This is a genomic window from Streptomyces sp. UNOC14_S4, from assembly GCF_020740835.1.
In the GTDB taxonomy this organism is placed as follows: domain Bacteria; phylum Actinomycetota; class Actinomycetes; order Streptomycetales; family Streptomycetaceae; genus Streptomyces.
The window spans coordinates 1-18,725 of sequence record NZ_JAINFC010000093.1 but is presented as its reverse complement, the minus strand read 5'-3'; the positions used below and the strand labels follow the sequence as shown (position 1 = coordinate 18,725).

Annotated in this window: 18 protein-coding genes and 1 tRNA gene; 6 read left to right on the top strand and 13 right to left on the bottom strand. The window is 70.8% G+C overall.

Features of this window, described 5'->3' with window-relative positions:
• Positions 1 to 75: 75 nt before the first annotated feature.
• Positions 76 to 267 (bottom strand): DUF397 domain-containing protein, encoded by a 192-nt coding sequence (locus K6I34_RS11530; RefSeq protein WP_229324934.1) that lies wholly within the window; start codon positions 265 to 267, stop codon positions 76 to 78.
• A 217-nt stretch (positions 268 to 484) separates the two neighbouring features.
• On the opposite strand from K6I34_RS11530, the gene K6I34_RS11525 reads away from it, so the two are divergent.
• The gene (locus K6I34_RS11525) at positions 485 to 832 is read left to right on the top strand and encodes a hypothetical protein (protein ID WP_229324932.1); all 348 of its coding nucleotides are present in this window, start codon (positions 485 to 487) and stop codon (positions 830 to 832) included.
• A gap of 44 nt (positions 833 to 876) precedes the next feature.
• On the opposite strand, the gene K6I34_RS11520 is transcribed toward K6I34_RS11525, so the two are convergent.
• The 7 genes from K6I34_RS11520 to K6I34_RS11490 form a co-directional block, all read right to left on the bottom strand.
• Entirely contained in the window at positions 877 to 1,068 is a 192-nt protein-coding gene (locus K6I34_RS11520; protein WP_229324930.1) for a DUF397 domain-containing protein, read from the bottom strand.
• Positions 1,065 to 1,880 (bottom strand): helix-turn-helix transcriptional regulator, encoded by an 816-nt coding sequence (locus tag K6I34_RS11515; RefSeq protein WP_229324928.1) that lies wholly within the window; start codon positions 1,878 to 1,880, stop codon positions 1,065 to 1,067. Before K6I34_RS11515 ends, K6I34_RS11520 begins: the two co-directional genes overlap by 4 nt.
• Positions 1,881 to 1,943: 63 nt before the next feature.
• The gene (locus K6I34_RS11510) at positions 1,944 to 3,173 is read right to left on the bottom strand and encodes a methyltransferase domain-containing protein (protein WP_229324926.1); all 1,230 of its coding nucleotides are present in this window, start codon (positions 3,171 to 3,173) and stop codon (positions 1,944 to 1,946) included.
• The gene (locus K6I34_RS11505; RefSeq protein ID WP_229324924.1) at positions 3,170 to 3,316 is read right to left on the bottom strand and encodes a hypothetical protein; all 147 of its coding nucleotides are present in this window, start codon (positions 3,314 to 3,316) and stop codon (positions 3,170 to 3,172) included. Before K6I34_RS11505 ends, K6I34_RS11510 begins: the two co-directional genes overlap by 4 nt.
• A gap of 239 nt (positions 3,317 to 3,555) precedes the next feature.
• A complete protein-coding gene (locus K6I34_RS11500) occupies positions 3,556 to 3,735 on the bottom strand; it encodes a hypothetical protein (protein ID WP_229324922.1) in 180 nt (59 codons plus the stop codon).
• Positions 3,736 to 3,895: 160 nt separating this feature from the next.
• The gene (locus K6I34_RS11495; protein WP_229324920.1) at positions 3,896 to 6,070 is read right to left on the bottom strand and encodes a tetratricopeptide repeat protein; all 2,175 of its coding nucleotides are present in this window, start codon (positions 6,068 to 6,070) and stop codon (positions 3,896 to 3,898) included.
• 25 nt (positions 6,071 to 6,095) lie between these two features.
• Positions 6,096 to 6,449, bottom strand: a complete 354-nt coding sequence (locus K6I34_RS11490; RefSeq protein ID WP_229324918.1) for a hypothetical protein — start codon at positions 6,447 to 6,449, stop codon at positions 6,096 to 6,098.
• A gap of 365 nt (positions 6,450 to 6,814) precedes the next feature.
• Between K6I34_RS11490 and K6I34_RS11485 the strand changes: the two genes are divergently transcribed.
• The 4 genes from K6I34_RS11485 to K6I34_RS11470 all read left to right on the top strand — a co-directional run bounded on the left by K6I34_RS11485 (position 6,815) and on the right by K6I34_RS11470 (position 11,429).
• On the top strand, positions 6,815 to 7,009 hold the full coding sequence (locus K6I34_RS11485; RefSeq protein WP_229324916.1) for a hypothetical protein: 195 nt from the start codon (positions 6,815 to 6,817) through the stop codon (positions 7,007 to 7,009).
• A gap of 890 nt (positions 7,010 to 7,899) precedes the next feature.
• The gene (locus K6I34_RS11480; protein ID WP_229324914.1) at positions 7,900 to 8,253 is read left to right on the top strand and encodes a hypothetical protein; all 354 of its coding nucleotides are present in this window, start codon (positions 7,900 to 7,902) and stop codon (positions 8,251 to 8,253) included.
• A 153-nt stretch (positions 8,254 to 8,406) separates the two neighbouring features.
• Positions 8,407 to 9,147, top strand: a complete 741-nt coding sequence (locus K6I34_RS11475; RefSeq protein ID WP_374230891.1) for an ABC transporter ATP-binding protein — start codon at positions 8,407 to 8,409, stop codon at positions 9,145 to 9,147.
• Positions 9,148 to 9,155: 8 nt separating this feature from the next.
• Positions 9,156 to 11,429, top strand: coding sequence for a hypothetical protein (locus K6I34_RS11470; RefSeq protein ID WP_229324912.1), 2,274 nt, complete (start codon positions 9,156 to 9,158; stop codon positions 11,427 to 11,429).
• A gap of 101 nt (positions 11,430 to 11,530) precedes the next feature.
• Here the strand turns inward: K6I34_RS11470 and K6I34_RS38840 are convergent, their stop codons facing one another.
• The 5 genes from K6I34_RS38840 to K6I34_RS11445 form a co-directional block, all read right to left on the bottom strand.
• A complete protein-coding gene (locus K6I34_RS38840) occupies positions 11,531 to 11,983 on the bottom strand; it encodes a PT domain-containing protein (RefSeq protein ID WP_229324935.1) in 453 nt (150 codons plus the stop codon).
• Between the two features lie 1,541 nt (positions 11,984 to 13,524).
• On the bottom strand, positions 13,525 to 14,022 hold the full coding sequence (locus K6I34_RS11460) for a flavin reductase family protein (RefSeq protein ID WP_229324910.1): 498 nt from the start codon (positions 14,020 to 14,022) through the stop codon (positions 13,525 to 13,527).
• Between the two features lie 849 nt (positions 14,023 to 14,871).
• Positions 14,872 to 15,948 carry a hypothetical protein gene (locus tag K6I34_RS11455; protein WP_229324908.1) on the bottom strand — a complete coding sequence of 359 codons (1,077 nt, stop codon included), beginning with the start codon at positions 15,946 to 15,948 and terminating at the stop codon, positions 14,872 to 14,874.
• Positions 15,945 to 16,505, bottom strand: a complete 561-nt coding sequence (locus K6I34_RS11450) for an RNA polymerase sigma factor (RefSeq protein ID WP_229324906.1) — start codon at positions 16,503 to 16,505, stop codon at positions 15,945 to 15,947. The genes K6I34_RS11455 and K6I34_RS11450 overlap by 4 nt, the downstream gene beginning before the upstream one ends.
• 343 nt (positions 16,506 to 16,848) lie before the next feature.
• Positions 16,849 to 16,921, bottom strand: a tRNA-Arg gene (locus tag K6I34_RS11445).
• Positions 16,922 to 17,214: 293 nt separating this feature from the next.
• On the opposite strand from K6I34_RS11445, the gene K6I34_RS11440 reads away from it, so the two are divergent.
• Positions 17,215 to 18,725, top strand: a 1,511-nt coding sequence (locus K6I34_RS11440; RefSeq protein WP_229324904.1) for a dynamin family protein, incomplete at its 3' end; no start/stop codon positions are given.

Genomic DNA, 18,725 nt, shown 5'->3' with positions numbered 1-18,725 from the left:
GAGGGTGGGTGGGTTTAACTTCACCAGCCATTCCTTGGATAAGGCGCTCGGGTCTCGACCCCCGAATCCCGAAGCTCAAGCGACGGGGGCTGCGTGGCTTATGAAGTCGGCCCACGCGTGGGTCGGTATGGCGAGCTGGGCCCGAAGCTCAAGCTTCGAGTCTCGGACGCGGATGCCGCCTCTGTGCAGGGTGGCTGCCTCTATGCAGGCAGGGTCGGTGCCATTTGCGGTGTAGCTGGATTTGCGCCACTCCGGCACATGGCCCATGACTTCTCCATCGCGTTGTGGATCACTTGGTCAGTTGACTGCACCAAGTCAGTGCTCGACTCGATGCGGGGCTGGTGGTTCTCGAAGTTCGTGGCGCGTTTCCACAGCAACAGCCTTGGTGCAGAGAGCGCGACACCCTCCAGATCGAGGATCGCTCTGATCTGCAACAATTGGCGCTGAGCTGGGCAAATAGGCATACGAGCCATAGGGGGAAAGAGTGGAGCGGATCACCGAGGACCAAGTCGGACAGCTGATCCGTTTCGTGTTGGCACGGATCCCCGACGCGGCCTCGCTCCAAGGCGAAGCCCGCCGCGCGGCCGCAGCCCTGCGCCTGGCCGCATACAGGCAAGCCGCAGCGGTGCGCTTCCACCGAAACGCCTCGGCCGAGGTAGCTGCGGAGACTGAACTGCACGCAACCGCCTCGTGGAACCTTCTGGTTGCCCTCGCTCAAACCTGGGACGACCACCCAGATTTCCCCATCGATGCTGCCATAGAGACGTACGAGTTCGACTCCGAGTCGCCCCTCTCAACGACCGCGCACCGCGACCTGCTGCAGGAGCGGTAAGCCCTACGGGACTTAGTGCAGAGAAGTCTGGACTCTTCCAACGCTCAAGCGCCGGTGGTCGCGTGGCCTATGAACTCCGCCCATGCGTGGGCGGGTATCGCCAGGTGGGCCCGAAGATCAAGCTTCGAGTCTCGGATGCGGAGGCCGCCTACGTAGAGGCTGATCGCTTCTACGCAGGTGGTGCCAGGTTCTCCTCCGCTGTAGCTGGATTTGAACCACTCCGGCAAACGACTCATAGCTCCTCCATCACCTTGCGGATACGCTCCTTGGACTCTTCCTCGCCAAGAGCCCGCATACCCAACGTGGTGAAGGTTTTCGTCATGTCATCGACTCTCTGCCTGGTCGCGTCCAGCGATGACGTGCCGTGGCTTTCCACGTGGACGAGACGTTCGCCGTCAGGCCCTTCAAGCAGGGTGAATCCACCCCAAAGGCCTGGAGTCGCTCCGATCCCGGCGGGCAGGATCTGGATGAAGACGTTCCGCTGCTCGCCTGCGTCCAGTAGCCGTTGGAGCTGCCTCCTCATCGCCTCGCGACCGCCTACCATGGTCGTCAAGGCGGCTTCATGGATCACGAAGTTGAACAGCACAGTCACTTCTTTCAGGCGCTCCTGACGTTCCATGCGGATGCCGACCCACTTCTCGACTTCCTCGTCACTGAGAAGGGGGATATTGCAGTTGTGGAGCGCCCTCGCGTACTCCTCGGTCTGTAGTAGCCCCGGGATGAGCATGAGCTGGAACTCGTGGATCGCGACGGCTTCGCTCTCGGCGGTCCGATATCCCGGAGCGCGGAGAGGGGGCGGCTCGGGAGTCAGGTACTGGTGCGCGGCCAGCAGCAGCCCGTTGGCCCGGCACAGTTGATCGGCCACCTCCAATGCCCGGTAGGTCGGCGCCCGCCGCCCTTGCTCCATCGACTTGATGGATTCGACCTGGTAGTTGGACTCGGCGGCCAGCTCCTCGCGGGAGACGCCCGCCAGGTTCCGCCACTTCATCATCTGGTCCCCGGCGTAGCGCCAGGAGATCGGGTTCTCGGGATTGCCGGTCTTCGCCACCGTAACCACCTCACGCGGTTCGTACCCTCACGGTCACCGCGCACGGTAGAGGCGGCCAGAGCCTCACGCCCCGGATTCGGCAAGAGTTCCCTCGGACGAGCGTGCTGGCTGGCTGATCCGGTTGCCCGGTTCCTTGAGCCACACGTGCTGTCCGGCTTGGTCGACGGTCAGGCCGAAGCTGCTGAATCCGGGGCGGCCCTGCTCCGTCCACCACGTGTGGGCGGCCTCGGTCTCGTCCCACAGCCGTCGGCGGCCGTACTGGTAGACGGTGAACTCGGCCCGGTCCTCGCGGAACAGGACGCAGGCCCAGGAGCGGTCGCTGCTGCTGAGGAGCCACACCGGACGGGCACCGTTTTCCTCCGGTCCCCTGGTGTGGACGACATCGGGCAGGCGCAAGCCGAGAACGAACTGGTTGGCGTCCCAGGCCGTCGTGCCGAACACTTCGCTGTGGGGCAGGGTGGTGCGGGACTTCCGGGCGCCCTCTCTGGCCTCGGCGGTGACGTACGTGTCGTAGTCGCCCACGGTGAGGCGCTGGGCGCGGGCACGCATGAACGTCACGCGCTGTGTGAACGGGCCGCTGGCGGAGCTTCCGTCACCGGAGACGACGAGGCGGGCGGTGGCCTCCGTCGAGGTGAAGTGAGTGCCCCAGGGAACGAGGAGAACACCGCCCGGTCGCATCTGCTCCACCCAGGCGTACGGGACCGTGCGCAGCCCGCAGGTGGCGATGAGCCGGTCGTAGGGAGCTGCGGGCAGATGCCCTTCGAGTCCGTCGCCGTGGATCACGGTGACGGCGATACCGGCCTGTCGTAGGGCGTGCCGAGCGCTCTCGGCGACTACCCGGTCCACCTCGATCGTGGTCACGCGTCCGGGGCCGGCGCGGTGGGCGAGGAGGGCAGCGTTCCACCCGGTGCCCGTGCCCACTTCCAGTACCTTGTGGCCGGGCCGCACCTGGAGATCGGCGAGCATGGACAGCACCAGGGACGGCATGGACGACGAGGACGTCATGTCCGTACCCGGGGTGGTGCGGGTGCCGTCGTCCCACTGCGTGATGATCGCCATGTCGGAGCAGGCGTACCGATGCCAGCCGTCGAGGTCGGCGGTGCGGTCCACCGCCACGCACTCCTCGCTGGCCTGGTCGTACGGCCACATCACGGAGGGCAGGAACCGCATCCGTGGCGTATCCGCGAACGTGTCGGTCCAGTCGGACGTCATGGCCCCCTTCGCGAGGAGCTGGCGGCCCAACTCCTGCCAACTGGGCCGCAGCTCATCGCCTTCGTGGTGCTCAGGGGTCACTTACGGTGCTTCCCATCACCTTCGGGAGACGCCCCGTCCGGGGTCGGCGGCTCCTTGGGCGGCTCGTATTTCTGCCCGGGCAGCATGTCGTCCTTGTCGTCGTCGCCCTTGTCGCGCTTACCCACGTCTCGGCCCTCCGCCATCGGGGTCACTATCGCGTGCGGGTCGGGACGCTACCGACTTCAGCACGGTGGTGACAGAGGACAAACGGGGAATCGGGCCCGGCACGTGATGGGGGTTTGGCGCCGCATATGGGGGCGCAACGGTGATGAGACCGATTCCTTCAGATGACGAATGAGCGGCCGAGATGGCGGACAGGGTGAGACATCTCCTGGGGTGACGCCTGCCTGCTGTCTGAAATCGGTGACGGCCCCGTCGCCTCCTATCCCCACAGGCCGCTGATGCCCCCGTTGCCGTCCTTGCCGCTCCACACCACGGACGCCAGGCAGATCGGAAACCAGAACACTTCCCCGGGCAGGATCGAGCCGAGCACGGCCCAGAGGAAGGCCAGACCACACAGCGCGGCGAAGGAGCAGCCGCAGCAGGTAATGCCCCGGTTCACCGACGCCAGCACACCGCGTTCACGTTGATCGTGTCTCCCCATGGGAGTCGACGCTACCGGTCGTCACGAGCGTCAGGGCGGCGCGCTGTTCGTAGCAGCTGAGTGCTCCAGGTGGCGAGGCCTACCACTTGGCGCGCTAGCTACAGGTGATCTCCGTGTGTCACGAACGATCGTGCCCCATCGACCGGGCCGCTTTCTCCGCTTCGCCACGCCAGCGATCGAGATTGCGTCGGACGGTCCGTACGCGGGGGTGATCGTCGCCAAGGACCCGCACTATGTGCTCCAGTAGCTCGGCGAAGGCCTTCACTGCTCCGGCTGCGTCGCCTGCTTTTCCCTGCCAGTGGGCGAGGTTGTTCCGGGCAGCGAGGGTTTTGGGGTGGTCGTCGCCTAGGACCTGCACCATGTGCTCCAGTAGGTCGGCGTACGCGTCTGCGGCTCCGGCTGGGTCGCCTGCTTCTCCCTGCCAGTGGGCGAGGTTGTTCCGGGCAGCGAGGGTGTCGGGGTGGTCGTTGCCTAGGACCCGCACCCGGTCGGCCAGCAGTTTGGTGAGGGCGTCTGCGGCTCCGGCTGGGTCGCCTGCTTCTCCCTGCCAGCGGGCGAGGTTGTTCCGGACGCCGAGGGTGTTGGGGTGGTCGTTGCCTAGGGCCCGCACCATGTGCTTTAGCAGTTTGGTGAGGGCGTCTGCGGCTCCGGCTGGGTCGCCTGCTTCTCCCCGACAGTGGGCGAGATTGCCCCGCGCCGTGAGGGTGTCGGGGTGGTCGGGGCCGAGACGATGGCGGGTGGTTTGGACAAGGTGCTGGTAGTGGTCCCGTGCGGCGGTGACCTGCCCGGCATCGCCGAGGCTATTGCCCAGGCGGTAAAGCACCACATGCGCATCGGGCCGGTACAGGGCTTCTTCGGCACTCCTGGTGAGGGCGGTGGCGTTGTCGCGCAGTGCCTCGGCGAGTGCGGTGTCGCGTTCGATGTCGGGCCAGGCCGCCAAGAGGGCGTCGGCAGCCGCGCGGGCGGTCTGGTCGTACTCGTGGGCGGCGAGGGTGTCGCGAGTGGCGCGCTGGATGAGCTGGTGGACGTGCACCGCCTGGTGCGGGGTGTCGGGGGCGTGGTCGATGAGGCTGAGGCGGTGCAGGGCTCTCAGGGCGCGTACCGCGTCCCGGGGAGACACCGGCTCCTGGGCGCGGTGCTCGGTGAGGTAGGAGAGCGCAGGGTCACTGGTCAGCACCATCTCGGGGATGCCGTTCGCGTCCAGGAAGGCGGCGAGCTGGAGCATGGGGCGGGCCAGGCCGACAGGGCGCAGGTTGTCGGCGCGCTCGATGGACAGGGACCAGGCGGCGGCCAGCGGGAGGGCCTGGTCGTCGGGCAGGGCATCGGGGGTGGCGTCGGCGAGCGCGGTGGTGCGGTCGGCCAGCAGATCGCGGTACGCGGCCACGCTTTCGCCCGTGTCGATGAGGTACGCGGCGGCCTGGGAGAGGCCGAGCGGGAGGTAGCCCACGTCATGGGCCAAGGCGGCCAGATCGTCGGTGGACTCGCCGTGCCCGGTCAAGGAAGCGGTGAGGTACGCCAACGCCTCGTCCTGCGTGAACAGGCCGACGTCCACGCGGCTGTCCGCCGCCAGCGCCGCGTCCCGGCGGCGGGTCGTGATCAGGGTGCGGCCGTGCGGACTGTCCGGCGGCCGCAGGCCGCGTAGGTCATCGGGGTCCGAGACGTCGTCCAGCACGATCAGCCACCTGCAAGGGCTCGTCGCCGCCTTCGGCGCCAGCCACGCCAGGAAGGAACGGGCCGCCTTCTCCGGGTCGTTCGGGTCGGCCCGGCACAGTTCGACACCGGCCTGGGCGTACGCGCCGACGATGGGGGAGCGGCCGCTCGCGGTCACCCACACGAGGACGTCCAGTCCGTCATCCCAGGCGGTACGCGCGTAGTCCGCAGCGAGCTGCGTCTTGCCGACGCCGCCCATCCCGGTCAGCAGCTGCGTCAGCACAGCCGTGCCGCCACCGTCGACCTTCGCCCGCAACCGCTCCGCCTCGGCGCGGTGCTGGAAGGAACGTGCCGCAGGCGGGATGAGGCCGACCTGGTGCGGCCAGGAGGCGGGCTCCTGGGGAGTGCGCTGCATCGCCAGCGAGCCGATGTAGCCGCTGTTCGCGAAGCCGCCGCCCGTGGCGGTCGCGCCGCCGGTGCCCGACTGGTGTACCGGGGTGTGGGTGGCGACATAGCCGGCGCCCGGGCCGCGGTAGCCGGTCACAGCCGTACCCCCGGACGCCGCCGTGGCGTCCCCCGTGTCGGACACCGTGACCGTGACGCGGGCCTCGCGGGGCGGATGCTCGTCTTCCCGGGCCGTCATGCGATCGCTCCTCACGCCGGGCCCGTCAGCTGTAGTCGACACCGCTGTTGGCGCTGCTGCCGTTACCCGTCGCCGTCGCGTTCCCGGTCCGTTCCGCCCGCGCGGTCCCGCTGCCGCGGCCTCCGGGGCGCTTGACGCCCGCGTTGGCCGCGCCTCCGTCCTCCGCCCGCGCCTCGCCGGTCGCGACGGCCGTGTCCTCCGTACGGTTCTCCGGATGCTGGAACAGTGCCCAGACCAGGGCGGCGATGCTTACGGCGCCCTGGACGGTGGCCGCCGTCAACTGCCCGCCGTCAGGGCTGTCGAGCAGCCAGACCAACGGCGTGGACACGATCCCGGCCACCGCCAGCACGATGATGGTGGCCTTCCACCCCTGTGACATGAAAGCTCTCCCTCACGCCGGTACTCCTCGCCAGGATGCCACGCCACGTGAAGCTGGCGGAGTGACACAGAGGAACGGGGGCACCCCTCGGGAAGCCCGGTTCAGCGGCGCAGAGCCGTGTCCACGAGACCGTCCATGCGCTCCTTCGTCGCCCGGCTCGGCTGGGCGGTCACTGCGATGTCGGCGGCGCGGCCGTCCTCGGTGACGCCGCCTCGGGTCTCGCCCAGGTAGGGCTACCCCCCCGCGTGCGCTCAGCCGGCGCCACGCGCGCCCCCACGGTCCTCCTGGCGCCCCGGTTCGCCGAGCAGCCCTGACGTAACGGACGGGAAGGCTTACGGCGCCCCAACCACACCGGAGGAGCCGCCATGACCCGTACCCGCCGCATCATCCTCACGCTCGCAGCAAGCACCGCTCTCACTGTGCTGGGAGTCGTCGCCCCGGCCACATCCGCCCAGGCGGCCCCTGCCGCTCCCATGTCGACCGGTGGCGACGCGTGCAGGGGTGCGCAGAACTTCCTCGCCAGTTTGGGCATCATCATCAACGGGACCTGCCCCGCCTGAGCCACGACCGGACCGTGCCGGGCCTCACGCCCGGCCGGTCGGCCGTAGCCGATGCCGCTGTCGGCGCCGCTGCCGCCTCCCGCACCGGTCCCCACCTCGCACGTGGCCCCTCGGCCCACCGATCCGGTCGTCGACCGCTCCGTTGCGTGCCTTGCACCGTCATCAAGGACCCCGGTCAGCCGGTGACCTGACAGGTAGTCGGCTCGCCCTTCCATGCGCTCGAACGCCGCTTGAGCTTCTACCCGCACAAGCACTACGACAACTCGCCGCGCCACGAGATCGTCGCGCGGCGCAAGAACGGCGATGCCGTCGCACGCCGGGGCCCCGCGGTCGACACCGCGGGGCCCCGCGTCGTTCTCGGGGGAAGGGGAGGGCGAGCTCGCGGAGCGGTGTGCGGCTTTGGCCGGTGTGCCCGGCGGGCCCCGGGGCGGGAGCGCATATCCTGGACCGGGGTTTCCCCAAGCGTGAATCGGCCAGAGTGCCGACTTCGGAGCGATGCGGGCCAATGGCTTATTTAGCACAGTTGAGCTAAATAATCGTTCCCGCCCCCCGACTCCACTCACCCCCCGCTCTGTTGTAACGGCAACGTTTCGCGCGCGTGCCGTCCCTTCCGCTTGCCTTGCCTCCGGGGGAAGGCGGTGATCCGGAGTGGCCGGAAGCCGCGCGGTGGGGATTCGGCCGTGAGGGCTGAGGCAGTTGTGGCCCCCGATCCCGCCGGGAAACATGTGGTGAGCAAGTAACGGTGCGTCAGGGCGGGCGGTGTCCGCCGCTCGCCGCTGCCCCGGTCCTTCGACGCGTGCATCACGGACGCGTGCATCACGCCTTCGGGACCGGCCGCGCACACCCGCTATTCGCAGTGCCTCGCGAGAGGCAAGGAGGGGATGACAGCAATGAAGCGAACAGTGGCCAAGAGAGCCGCAGGACTCATCGTCGCCGGAGCCGCCCTGCTGGCGGCCTCGCCGGCGGTCGCGTCGAGCATGGGTGCCTACTCGCCCGGCGGCAAGGCGTACGCCTACTCCTACGGGACCAACACCATCGTCGCCATCAAGCAGAACGCGGACGGGAAGTCCTACGCGGCCTACAAGCGCGCCGCCGGCGGTGGCGACACGTACCACGCCTGGAACAAGAGCGGCCCCGGTACGACCGAGTACAGCGACCCGGGCAGCACGGTCACCCAGCTGCGCGCGTGCAACTGGATTCCGGACAACGACGACGAGTGCGGCAGCTGGTCCTACCGCCAGTAGTACGGCGTAGTACGGCTTCGCCGGGCGGCGTGAAACCTTCGCCGCCCGGTCGCGCCGGATGAGTGTCGGAACCGTGGGAGGAGCGGCGGTCGGGGGATGCCGCCCCTCCCACTTCATGTCGTACGCCTGCGGGCGGGCAAGGAAGTGTGTGCGGTGGGCCAGGCGATGGACAGCACGGCGGGGGCGGGCCCTGCGCAGGGCGACGCGGCGGGAGGGCCCCCGGCGTTGGCGGTGCGCGGTCTCAGGTACGAAGTCGCCGGCCGGGTGTTGCTCGACTCCGTGGACCTCCAGGTCGCCGCCGGGGAGTCGGTGGCCGTGGTGGGGCCGAGCGGGAGCGGCAAGAGCACTCTGCTGGGGTGTGCCCTGGGGCTCGTCCAGCCGTCGGGCGGCTCGGTGGAGGTGGCCGGCGCGAACCTCTCCCGCATGCGGCAGCGGCAGTTGGAGCGGCACCGGAGCCGACACATCGGAGTGGTCTTCCAGTTCGGGGAGTTGCTGCCGGAGCTGACGCCCGTGGAGAACGTCGCACTGGCGGCACTGCTCGGCGGGACCGAGGCGCGGCAGGCGTACGAACGGTCCGAGCGGTTGCTCAAAGAGCTCGGTGTGCCCATGGAGGGCGTGCCGACCGGCCATCTGTCGGGCGGGGAACGCCAACGTGCCGCTGTGGCCCGCGCCTTGGTCAACGAGCCCACCGTGCTGCTGGCCGACGAGCCGACCGGAGCCCTCGACGCCGCCACGCGGGACAGCGTCACGGAGCTGCTGTTCTCGGTGCCGGAGCGCTGGGGGTGCGCACTGGTCGTCGTCACGCACGACCCGGCCGTCGCCGACCTGGCCGATCAGTGCTGGGAACTCACGGATGCCACCCTTGTGCGGCGCGGTGCGGGGGCCCGGAAATGAGCTCGGGAATGAGCAAGGCCGGTCTTCAGCGGCAGCTGTGGCGCATGGGAAGAGCCTCCGCGCGGCGCGACGGTGGCGGCGGGCAGGTGCGCGGAGTGGCCCTGTTGCTGGCCGCCGCGCTGCTCGCGCTGGGGCTGTCCGCCGTCGTGGCGGTCTTCGCCTCCTACGACGGGATCCGGTCCCGGGCGGCGGACCGGGGTCTTCAGTACCAGGAGGCGTTCCCGGGCCGTAAGCCGGTGGCGCTGGCCATCGACGGCTTCGACGAAGTCGGGGGCCTTCAGTACAGCGTCGTCCACCTCCGTCCGCTGACCGGGGACGCGCCACTGCCTCCGGGCGTCGACCACTGGCCCGCTCCTGGCGAGGCGGTGCTCTCGCCGGGGCTCGTCCGGGCGCTCAAGGCCGAGGGCTCCCAGGACCGGTACGGAAGGATCAGCGGCACGATCCATGACGAGGGGCTGGCCAGTCCCGGCGAACGTTTCGGCTACGCCAACCCCCGGGACGAGCAGTTCAACGAGAAGGCGGCGCTGCCGGTCGTCGGCTTCGGCGGCCCGAACGCGTCGTCTTCCGGTGATCCGCTCTTCATCAAGGACCGAGGGCGCCTCGTCACCGCCCTGTACCTGATCCTGCTGCCGACCGGTGTGCTGGCGGTGGTCGCCGCGCGGATGGGGTCCGCGGGGCGGGACAAGCGCACCGCTCTCGTAAGTGCTCTGGGCGGAGGATGGCAGGCCCGGACGTGGCTGAACCTCGGTGAATCGGCGCTTCCCGTGGCGGCCGGTGCGGTGCTGGGCGTCCTGCCCGGCCTGCTGGTGGCGGCGACGGGAGACGTCCGGCTCCCCTGGATCGGCTACTGGCTGTCCTCCGCCGACCTGCGGCGGTGGTGGTGGGGAACGGCCCTGTCCGGCGTGGCCTCCGCCGTCGCCTTCCTGCTCCTCGTATGCCTGCTGCACCGCACGGGACGCCGGGGCAGGACGCGGTCCACTCGGCTGGCCGCCCGCGGCAGCCAAGTGATCCGCTGGGCCGCGATGGCGTCCCCGCTCCTGGTGTTCGCGACCGTCTGGGCGCCCGCACAACTCGACCCCGCCCAGTACTCCGACCTCAGGATGAAGGTCTACTACGCGGGCGTGGCGGCGGTGCTGGCGACCCTGCCCTGCGCCGTCGCGGTGGCCGCGGGCGCGATCGGGGTACGGCTGGCGGGATCGGCCAGGCGCACGGGCAGCCCGGGAGCGCTCGTCGCCGGACGGCACGCGGCCGCGCACCCGGGGGTCACCGCGCGCCTGGTCGCGGGTGTGGGCATCGCCATGGTCCTGGTCGGCCAAGTGCAGCTGGCAGAGCTCCAGTTCGGCGAGTCGGCCCGGGCCGCGCGGGCCACCGCCGCCCGCGTCGGCACCAGCGTCCTGATCCTCGACATCCGGCCGGACCGCGTGTCGCCGCGGCGGATGAAGTCCGTGCTCGACCACCTTCCCCCGGGCACCGTCACCCTTGCCGTGCGTCAGCCCGATCCGCGGCTCGACGAACCGGCCCTGTTGCAGGGGCCCTGCCGGGCTCTGCGGGTCGTAGGGCTGCCCTGTGCACCGGGCGGTACGACGAAGGCGGTGCCGGAACGCACGAAGGTGATGTCGGAAGGTGCCGACAAGCGGATCGTGGAGGCCGTCCGCTGGACCAGCCCGGTCGCCGGGCGGTTCGAGGTGAAGGAAGGCGCTGTTCTTCCTGGAGTTCTTCCCGGAGCTTCTCCCGGCGCGACCGCCGACGGCTCGGGTCTCTTCCTCCTGGTCGCCGAAGACGGCGGAAACCTGCCCGAGGACCGGGTCAGGCAATTGCTGCGGAACGAACTGCCGGTCGCCTCGGCAAGCGTCGGTCCGCCCGGCGCGAGCTGGCTCATCGGCTCCAACCTCTCGGCCGCTCACGGCAGATGGGTCGTCTTCCTCGGAGTGCCGGGAGTGCTGATCCTCGCCCTGGCGGTGGCGCTCGCCAATCTGGCGGAGTTCCTTCGGTTCAGCCGCATGGTCGCCCCGTTGAGTGTGCTCACCGGGAAACGGAAGGTCTATTACTCGACGGCGGCATGGGCACTTCTCGCCCCGCTGCTGGCAGCCATCGCCACGAGCCTCGTCGCGGCCATGTGGCTGGCGGTTCCGCAGGAGAAGCCCGCCGAGGGCATCGAACTGTCCGGCGCGATGCTCACGGGCACGGCGGCCGCCTTGGGCGCCCTGTCCGTTCTCACCTGGTGGTGGGGCTCCCGCGCGGCGATCCGGCAATCCACTCTGTGGCGCCCGTATGGCGACTGAGGCGATCGAGGCAATCGAGGCGATCAAGACGATTGAGCCGATCGAGAAAGGACTCCTCATGTCGCCGAGCGCTTCGCCGGCTCGCGGGCGGACGGCGTTGATCATCGCTGTCGCTCTGACCGCGGTGGCAGCCGTGCAGCAGATTCTGCTGCTCTTCGGCTTAGGCAATTGGTTACCGGGCTGGCAGCCGTGGCCGTATCTGCTGGGCGCGGCCGTCGCCTGGCTGGTCGCCCGGCCTCGGTGGGAGCACGCCGGTGACCCGTCGGCTGACTCGTCGGCTGACCCGTCGGCTGACTCGTCGGCTGTCGCGTCGACTGCCGCGTCGGCCTGCTCGTCGGCCTGGCTGCGTGGCGTCGACGCGCTGCGCCGGGTGCCCCCGTGGGTATTTCTCGCCGCGGTGCTCGGCCTGGCCGCCGGTGTATGGGCCTTCCTCCAGGACGAGGAGCCGCACATCGGCCATGAGGAAGCGGTCTATGCCAACAAGGCCCGCTCCTGGTCGGACGGCACCCCCGCCGCCGGCTGGGGAATCTACCGGCCCGTCGGACTTCCCGCACTGGGACGTGTCGCGCTCTTCCTGCACGACGACGTCGGCGCTCTTCGAGGAGTGGCCCTCGCCCTGGTCCTTTTCACACTGACCACCACTTACCTCCTGGCCGCGCGCTGGACCACGCCCCGGCGGGCCGCCATAGCCACCCTTCTCGTACTCGGCGGCCTGGGCTTCCTGCGCCGCGTCCCCGAATTCCTCAACGACATAGGCAGCACGGGATTTCTTCTGATCGTCGTCCACCTGCTGGTCCGCGCTCAGGAAAAGCCGGGATCACGGGCCCTGCTGATCCTGCCCGTGCCCGTCCTCGCCGCCTTCTATCTGAGATACGGGGTGGTGGGCAATCTCCTCGCCATCGCCGCGGCGGCGCTCGTCTGCTACGGGCCCCGTGCCTGGCTCGCCCAGGGCCGACGGCTGGCGGTGGCCGGAGCGTTCCTCGTCATCGGGCTCGTCCCGCACTTCGTCCACTCCACGGAGGTGTCCGGATCGCCGCTCGGCGTGATCATGTCGGCGACGTCCCAGTCCAATCGCAGCTACATAGGGGAAGGCCTCGTCTATTACCTGGCGATCTTCCCGTACCGGCTCGCCGGGGACCTGGGTGCGGTCGTCATGGCCGCTGGCCTCCTCGCCGCGGGGGCTGCCGCCCGAAGAATTCTCCGCAGTCAGCGCAGTCAGCGCAGTCAGCGCGGCCATCGCAGCGATCGCAGCGATCGCAGCGATCGAAGTCATCGCGCGGAATCCGCCGGAGTGCGGCCCGACGACCGGAGACGGACGTTCCTGGGCTGCACCGCCCTGCTCGTTTTCGTCCTCCTCGGCATCACCACCCACGGCGAACCGCGGTTCGTCTACCTTCCCGTCGTGCTGCTCACGATATTGGGCGTACAGGCCCTGGCCGAGTTCACCGGACGCTGGGCGAGCCGGGTGCTCTCGGCCGTCGCCGCCCTGGCCGCCGTCACGGTGCTGGGAACGGCCCAAGTCGTGGCCCATGGCGCCATGCCGGCACCCGACCGCCTGAGCGACTCCGTGGTCCCGGTGGCGAAACAGCTCTCCTCGGACGGCCCTTGTCTTCTCGTCACCGGGTACGAGCCCGAGGTCGGCTGGTACTCCGGCTGTGACGCCGTCACCTACGCCCAGTACCGGACGATGGACGTCCCCGCCGGAACCGAGGTGAGCCTGATCCTCTTCGAGCGCGGCCGGTTGCAGCCCGGAAAGGCGGCGCTGAAGCGCTTGATCGGTGACCGACGGACCACTGTCCGCGAAATCCCCACCGACGGCTCGATCGGCAGGGCCACGGTCATCACCCTGCCACCGTGAACGCACCGGCCGATGGCCGGTGGCGGCGGTGCGTCAGGGTCGGCGTCGGCGTCGGAGCCAGAGTCAGCGTCGGCGTCGGCGTCAGTACGTGGGGCGTGCTGCCGTCGTCCTCGGCCATGCCCCGGACGTGCTCGAAGCCGGACCGGATCACGGCTCCAGACCCCGGGTCGCGGGCTGCGGGCTTGTGGGCCGCGGCCACCGCGCCGTACCCGGCCGGCTGGATGCCGTGGCGGAGTCTCAGCCTCCCCCCGGCCCCAGACCATGGAAGCCGCCCCCGAAATAGATCATCGGGTCGCCCGCGGCCGCCCGTAGCGACGTCACCTCCGCCACCAGGATCACGTGATCACCCGCCCGGTGCCGCTGGCGGATGCCGCACTCCAGGACGCCCAGGGCCTCCTCGACCCCGAGGGAGCCGTTGGCCAACGGAACGAACGCGCCCTCCGCGAACTTGTCGCCGCCCTTCGTCGCGAACCGGCGCGCCACGTCGCCCTGGTCCTCCGCGAGGATGCTGATCGCGCATCCGTCGGCGGCCGAGAAGGCCGCGTAGGAGTTCGCCGTCTCGGCCAGGCAGACCAGGACCAGCGGCGGGTCCAGGGAGACCGAGCAGAAGGAGCTGGCGGTGAAACCCTGCGGGGCACCCGTCGCGTCGCGTGTCGTGACGACGACCACACCACTCGCGAACCGGCCCAGCACCGTGCGGAATTCGGTGAGTTCGAGCCCCGCGTCCACGCTCATGACGTGCCCTCCGCCGCGCCGCTCATCGCTCGGCGCGCCGCACCGCGAACCGCGACGCCACACGCGCGCCGCCCTCGGCGCGGTAGGCCGCGATCAGCTGCCGGGTGCGCTCCCTGTCGGTGACGGACACCGCCGGGACCAGCAGCAGGTGATGTCCGTCGCGGCCGACGCAGGGCGAGCGCCTCGTCGGAGCAGGTCCGGGCTCGGGCGTCCTTGTCCGCGGGCCCCATGGCGGGGAAGAGCGTCACAGCGAATTCCACTTCGCGCACCTCGTCGCATACCGGTTACCGGTTTCGGCAGAGCACGGCGAGCGTCACCGACCCGGCTCGCGAGCCGCTCGAAGCCCGATCGAGTCCTGGTGTCGCCGTCCGAGGGGGAGACGGCCCACGCGCGGGGACCATCAGCGCCGCCGAAGCCGTACGCGACCTCGGCGAGGGCGAGGGCGGGCCGGACGGGGCGCCCGACCCCTCGGCCGCCAGTGACCGTCGGGCGAGACCATGGGAGACCGGCGTTCCGCCTGGGCCTCGATCTCCCAGTAGGAGTCATGAGAGGTCACGCGGTACGCCTCTTCCCAAGCCGCCAGCGCCGCGGTGACGCCTGTGCCCGCGGTCCCCCGGCGACGTACGTGGAACGCCAGCCACACGAAGCCGCAAAGAACCACGGCGAGCCCACCGAAGAACGCCAGGAGCGTCAGTAAATCGCTCACCCTCCTGAGGGTATGGCCTGAAGGCGTGCGCTGAAGGTATGCCCTGAAGGCGTGCCCTGAAGGTGTGCGCGCACCCGCCGTCGAGTCACCGGCCGTCGGGTCACCGGCCGACTCTGTTCCGGCGGGCGGCACCGTGACGGAGCTCAGCGCTCCTTCGGGGTGGACGGCCCCGTCGGAACGGGATGCTCCAGGGTCCGCGGGTCCGGCTTCGGCGCTTCCCAGGCGGGCCCGGCGGAGAGATAGGTGGTCCGCATGAGGAGGTCCCCGGCCCGGAGCTGCTGTGTCCCCCACTTCAGGCCGTCGTTCCGCGCCGTGGTCACGGACTCCAGCACGTGGAACGTCCCGGTGTCGATGATCAGACGCTCGCGCCAGGTATCGACGTCCAGGTCGACGGCCGTGCCGACGCGCCCGGTGCTGTCCTTGACCCGCTCGGTCACCCGCGCCCCGGGAATCCCGGTGAGGACCTTGAACAGCGCGGCCCGCAGCCGCGGTTCGGCGGGGGACCGGGCGAGCAGCTCCTCGACGCCGTTGAAGAGCCCCTCCGTGTCCTCCTCCTCGACGGCCTTCCCGGCGAGCCGGGCCCGCAGCGCCTCCGGATCCGTGGGCAGCTTCCCGAGTTCGTCCCACAGGACCGGTTTGTCGCAGATCTTGTAGGCCGTCCCCGCGACGTCCACGGAGTAGAGCTGGACCGGACCGTCACCGGACTGCCCGCGTGTGTCGCTCCGGCTCAGCCAGACGGTCTCGTACGACCCGCCCGGCTGCTGGGCCCCCTCGCTGCTCCGGTTCCACTGGGAGGTCCGCACCTTCCAGTACGGTGCCGTCCCCGCCTGCTCCTGAGCGGTCACCGAGGGCTCCGCCGCCGGGGCGCCGTGCGCGCCCCCGGAGTCCGACCAGGGCTGGAACGTGACACCCAGCGCGACCCCCACGACAGCCGCCGCCGAGGCGAGCACGGGAAGGCGCCGCCGCCACGTCCGCACCGGGACGACCGCGACCGCGGCCACCGGCTCCCGTCCGAGCTCGAAGGCGGGCCCGTCCCCCTCCGGCCGACCGGCCGCCGCCGACCGCACCGCGGCCAGCGCCGCGGCGACGGCGTCCGCCGAGGGCGGCGCGACCTTGCCCGCGGCCTTCAGGCGCCGGGCACCGGGGAAGTCGAGGAAGTCCCTGTCACCCCTGCTGTCTCTGTCGTCCCTGCCGTTCATGTCCTGTTGCTGCCCGGTCATGCGAGGTCTCCTGTCAGGGAAAGCGGGGCGGAGGGGCCGAGCGCCGCACGCAGCCGGGTGCGCGCCCGGTGCAGCCGGGATCTGGCCGTACCCGCGGGGACGCCGACGACGGCCGCGGCCTCGGTGGGGCTGAGCTGTTCCCACGCGATCAGGAGCAGCAGCTCCCGCTCCACGGTCGGCAGCTCGGCCAGGGTCCGGCGCATCAACGGCGCGACCGCCGCCGCGTCCAGCCTCCGGTCGACGGCGTGCCACGGGTCGCTGCTCGTCTCACCGGCGAGCGCGACGGGGGCCCCGGACCGTTCCTGCCCGCGCCAGTGCGCGGCCAGCACATTGCGGGCCACACCGAAGAGCCACGCCCGGACCGGCCCGCGGGCCGCGTCGTAGGTGCCGCGTCCCGCGTAGGCCCGCAGCCACGCCTCGGCCAGCAGATCGTCCGCCGCGCCGGGCGCCCGGCGCGCGAAGTAGCCGTGGAGCGCCCTCGAATGGCGCTCCACGAGCGGTTCGAAGGCCGACGCGTCGTATCCCGAGCGCGCCAGCAGTTCCTCGTCCGTCGCCACGGACCTCCCCTTCCACGGGCCACGCCTTTCGCGGCCCCCTCCCCTTCTTGTCTCCGCCCCGCAAAAGCGTTCGCACCCCGGGAGCCGGGCGGCAAAGGCGGGCGGCCCCGCCGCGTATTCACCGGAAAGCATCATTCCGGTATCCGCGTATCAGCTGTCTGCGCATCACCCGCGGCCACCCGCAGAAACCCGATGCCAGCCGGACGGCGCCGGTGCGGGACCTCCCCGCACCCGCCAGACGACACCGAGGGCGGGGCCCGGCGCCTTCCCATGCTCGCCCGCCCCCACCCTGACCAGCAAAAACGCCCCTCCCGACGGGGAGGGGCGTGCGGTCCAAGCGGAGCGCCCCCGGCAGGACTCGAACCTGCGGCCAAGCGCTTAGAAGGCGCCTGCTCTATCCACTGAGCTACGGGGGCCGGTGTGCGGCGGTCGCGGACGGGCGATGCCCCGGGCTCGGTGGTGCCGTCCTTGCCGGGGACTAAGGATAGGGCTCCGCGCGGCCCCTCCCGGTTGCTTCACCTCCGTGACGCGATGTGCAGGTTTGGTGAAGCGGTCCCGATAATCGCAGGCAGGTGCGAATCTTGCAGCGTTTTTCACGCCCGCCGCGCAGGGTGTTGTGTACTCGTTATGCCTGAGCCTCATCCGCCACGCCTCGCGCGCCGTGGGCTATACGCTTCAAAATCCACCCAGAATTGGGCATTCTGCACACGTGGCGACCTTGGACGTACGGCCCCGAATGCTCGACGCGCTGTCCGCACTGCGTGACCGTGTCGACGCCGCACGCTTCCCGCTCCCCCTTCCCGGCGCCGCCCGCGCCCGGCAGAACCGTGCCGAGCTCCTGGCGCAGCTTGACGACTACTTGGTGCCCCGCCTGTGCGCCCCCGAAGCGCCGCTCCTGGCAGTCGTCGGAGGATCCACCGGAGCGGGCAAGTCCACTCTCGTCAACTCCCTGGTGGGCCGTCGGGTCACTGCCGCCGGGGTCCTGCGGCCGACGACCCGTACGCCAGTACTGGTCTGCCACCCGGACGACCACCACTGGTTCGCCGGGCAGCGGGTGCTGCCGGGGCTGCGCCGCGTATGGGTCCCGGCCCAGGAGATCACCGCGTACGAACCGGGCGACCTGCGGCAGATGCGCGAGCTCCTCAGCCCGCGCGACCTCCTCGACGCCCGGGAGCGGCTGAATCCGCAACAGGGCGGCGCGCCGTACGGCCGTACGCCGGGCCGTACGCCGCAGGGTGCGCCGCGTGACGCGGTACGACGTGACGCGGTGCATGACGCGGTACGTGATGCGGTGCATGACGCAGTACGAGGTGACACGGTGCGCGGCGCGGTACGTGACGCCGCCCGCGACACGGCGCGCGGGACCGCACGCGACGCGGCCCGCGGCACCTCCGACGGCCCCGCCGCCGGAAGCGCCCGCAGGACCGACGAGGACGACGACGCCAACGAATTCACCACCCTCCGCATCGAGACCGAGCGCACCCTGCCCCGAGGGCTCGCCCTGCTCGACGCCCCCGACATCGACTCGCTCGTCTCCCGCAACCGCGACCTCGCCGCCGAACTCATCTGCGCGGCCGACATCTGGGTGCTCGTCACCACCTCCACCCGGTACGCCGACGCGGTGCCGTGGCACCTGCTGCGTACGGCGAAGGAGTTCGACGTCACGCTCGTGACCGTGCTGGACCGGGTGCCGCACCAGGTCGCCGCCGAGGTGTCCCGGCACTACGCCGCGCTGCTGGCGGCGGCGGGCCTCGGCGACGTGCCGCGGTTCACCATCCCCGAACTCCCCGAGTCCGCGGGCGGCGGGAGCGGACTGCTGCCCTCCACCGCCGTCGCGGGGCTGCGCGAGTGGCTCGACCAGCGCGCCCAGGACCCCGCCGCACGTGCCGTCGCCGTGGCCCGCACCGTCGCCGGCCTGCTCTCCTCCCTGCGGTCACGGCTGCCGGGGCTCGCCGGGGCCGCCGCCCTCCAGCACGCCGCGGCCGTCCGGCTGCTCCAGCGGGTCGAGGACGCGTACGGGCGCGCGGCGGAGCGCGTACGGAAAGGGATCGCCGCGGGCGAGGCGCTCGCCGGGGACGCGCTCACCCACTGGCGCGGCCACCCGCGGGACAGCAGCGCGGACGAGCTGCTCACCGCCCTCACCGGCTCCCTCGCGGCCCTGCTGAGCGGCGCCGTCGCCGCCGCCGACGAGGAGTTCGCCACGGCGGGCGCGGACGAACC

Coding starts and splice junctions, on each gene's coding strand:
- K6I34_RS11530 (WP_229324934.1), bottom strand. CDS start 267: ATGGGCCATGTGCCGGAGTGGCGCAAATCCAGCTACACCGCAAATGGC.
- K6I34_RS11520 (WP_229324930.1), bottom strand. CDS start 1,068: ATGAGTCGTTTGCCGGAGTGGTTCAAATCCAGCTACAGCGGAGGAGAA.
- K6I34_RS11505 (WP_229324924.1), bottom strand. CDS start 3,316: ATGGCGGAGGGCCGAGACGTGGGTAAGCGCGACAAGGGCGACGACGAC.
- K6I34_RS11495 (WP_229324920.1), bottom strand. CDS start 6,070: ATGACGGCCCGGGAAGACGAGCATCCGCCCCGCGAGGCCCGCGTCACG.
- K6I34_RS11490 (WP_229324918.1), bottom strand. CDS start 6,449: ATGTCACAGGGGTGGAAGGCCACCATCATCGTGCTGGCGGTGGCCGGG.
- K6I34_RS11485 (WP_229324916.1), top strand. CDS start 6,815: ATGACCCGTACCCGCCGCATCATCCTCACGCTCGCAGCAAGCACCGCT.
- K6I34_RS11480 (WP_229324914.1), top strand. CDS start 7,900: ATGAAGCGAACAGTGGCCAAGAGAGCCGCAGGACTCATCGTCGCCGGA.
- K6I34_RS11470 (WP_229324912.1), top strand. CDS start 9,156: ATGAGCAAGGCCGGTCTTCAGCGGCAGCTGTGGCGCATGGGAAGAGCC.
- K6I34_RS11460 (WP_229324910.1), bottom strand. CDS start 14,022: ATGAGCGTGGACGCGGGGCTCGAACTCACCGAATTCCGCACGGTGCTG.
- K6I34_RS11455 (WP_229324908.1), bottom strand. CDS start 15,948: ATGACCGGGCAGCAACAGGACATGAACGGCAGGGACGACAGAGACAGC.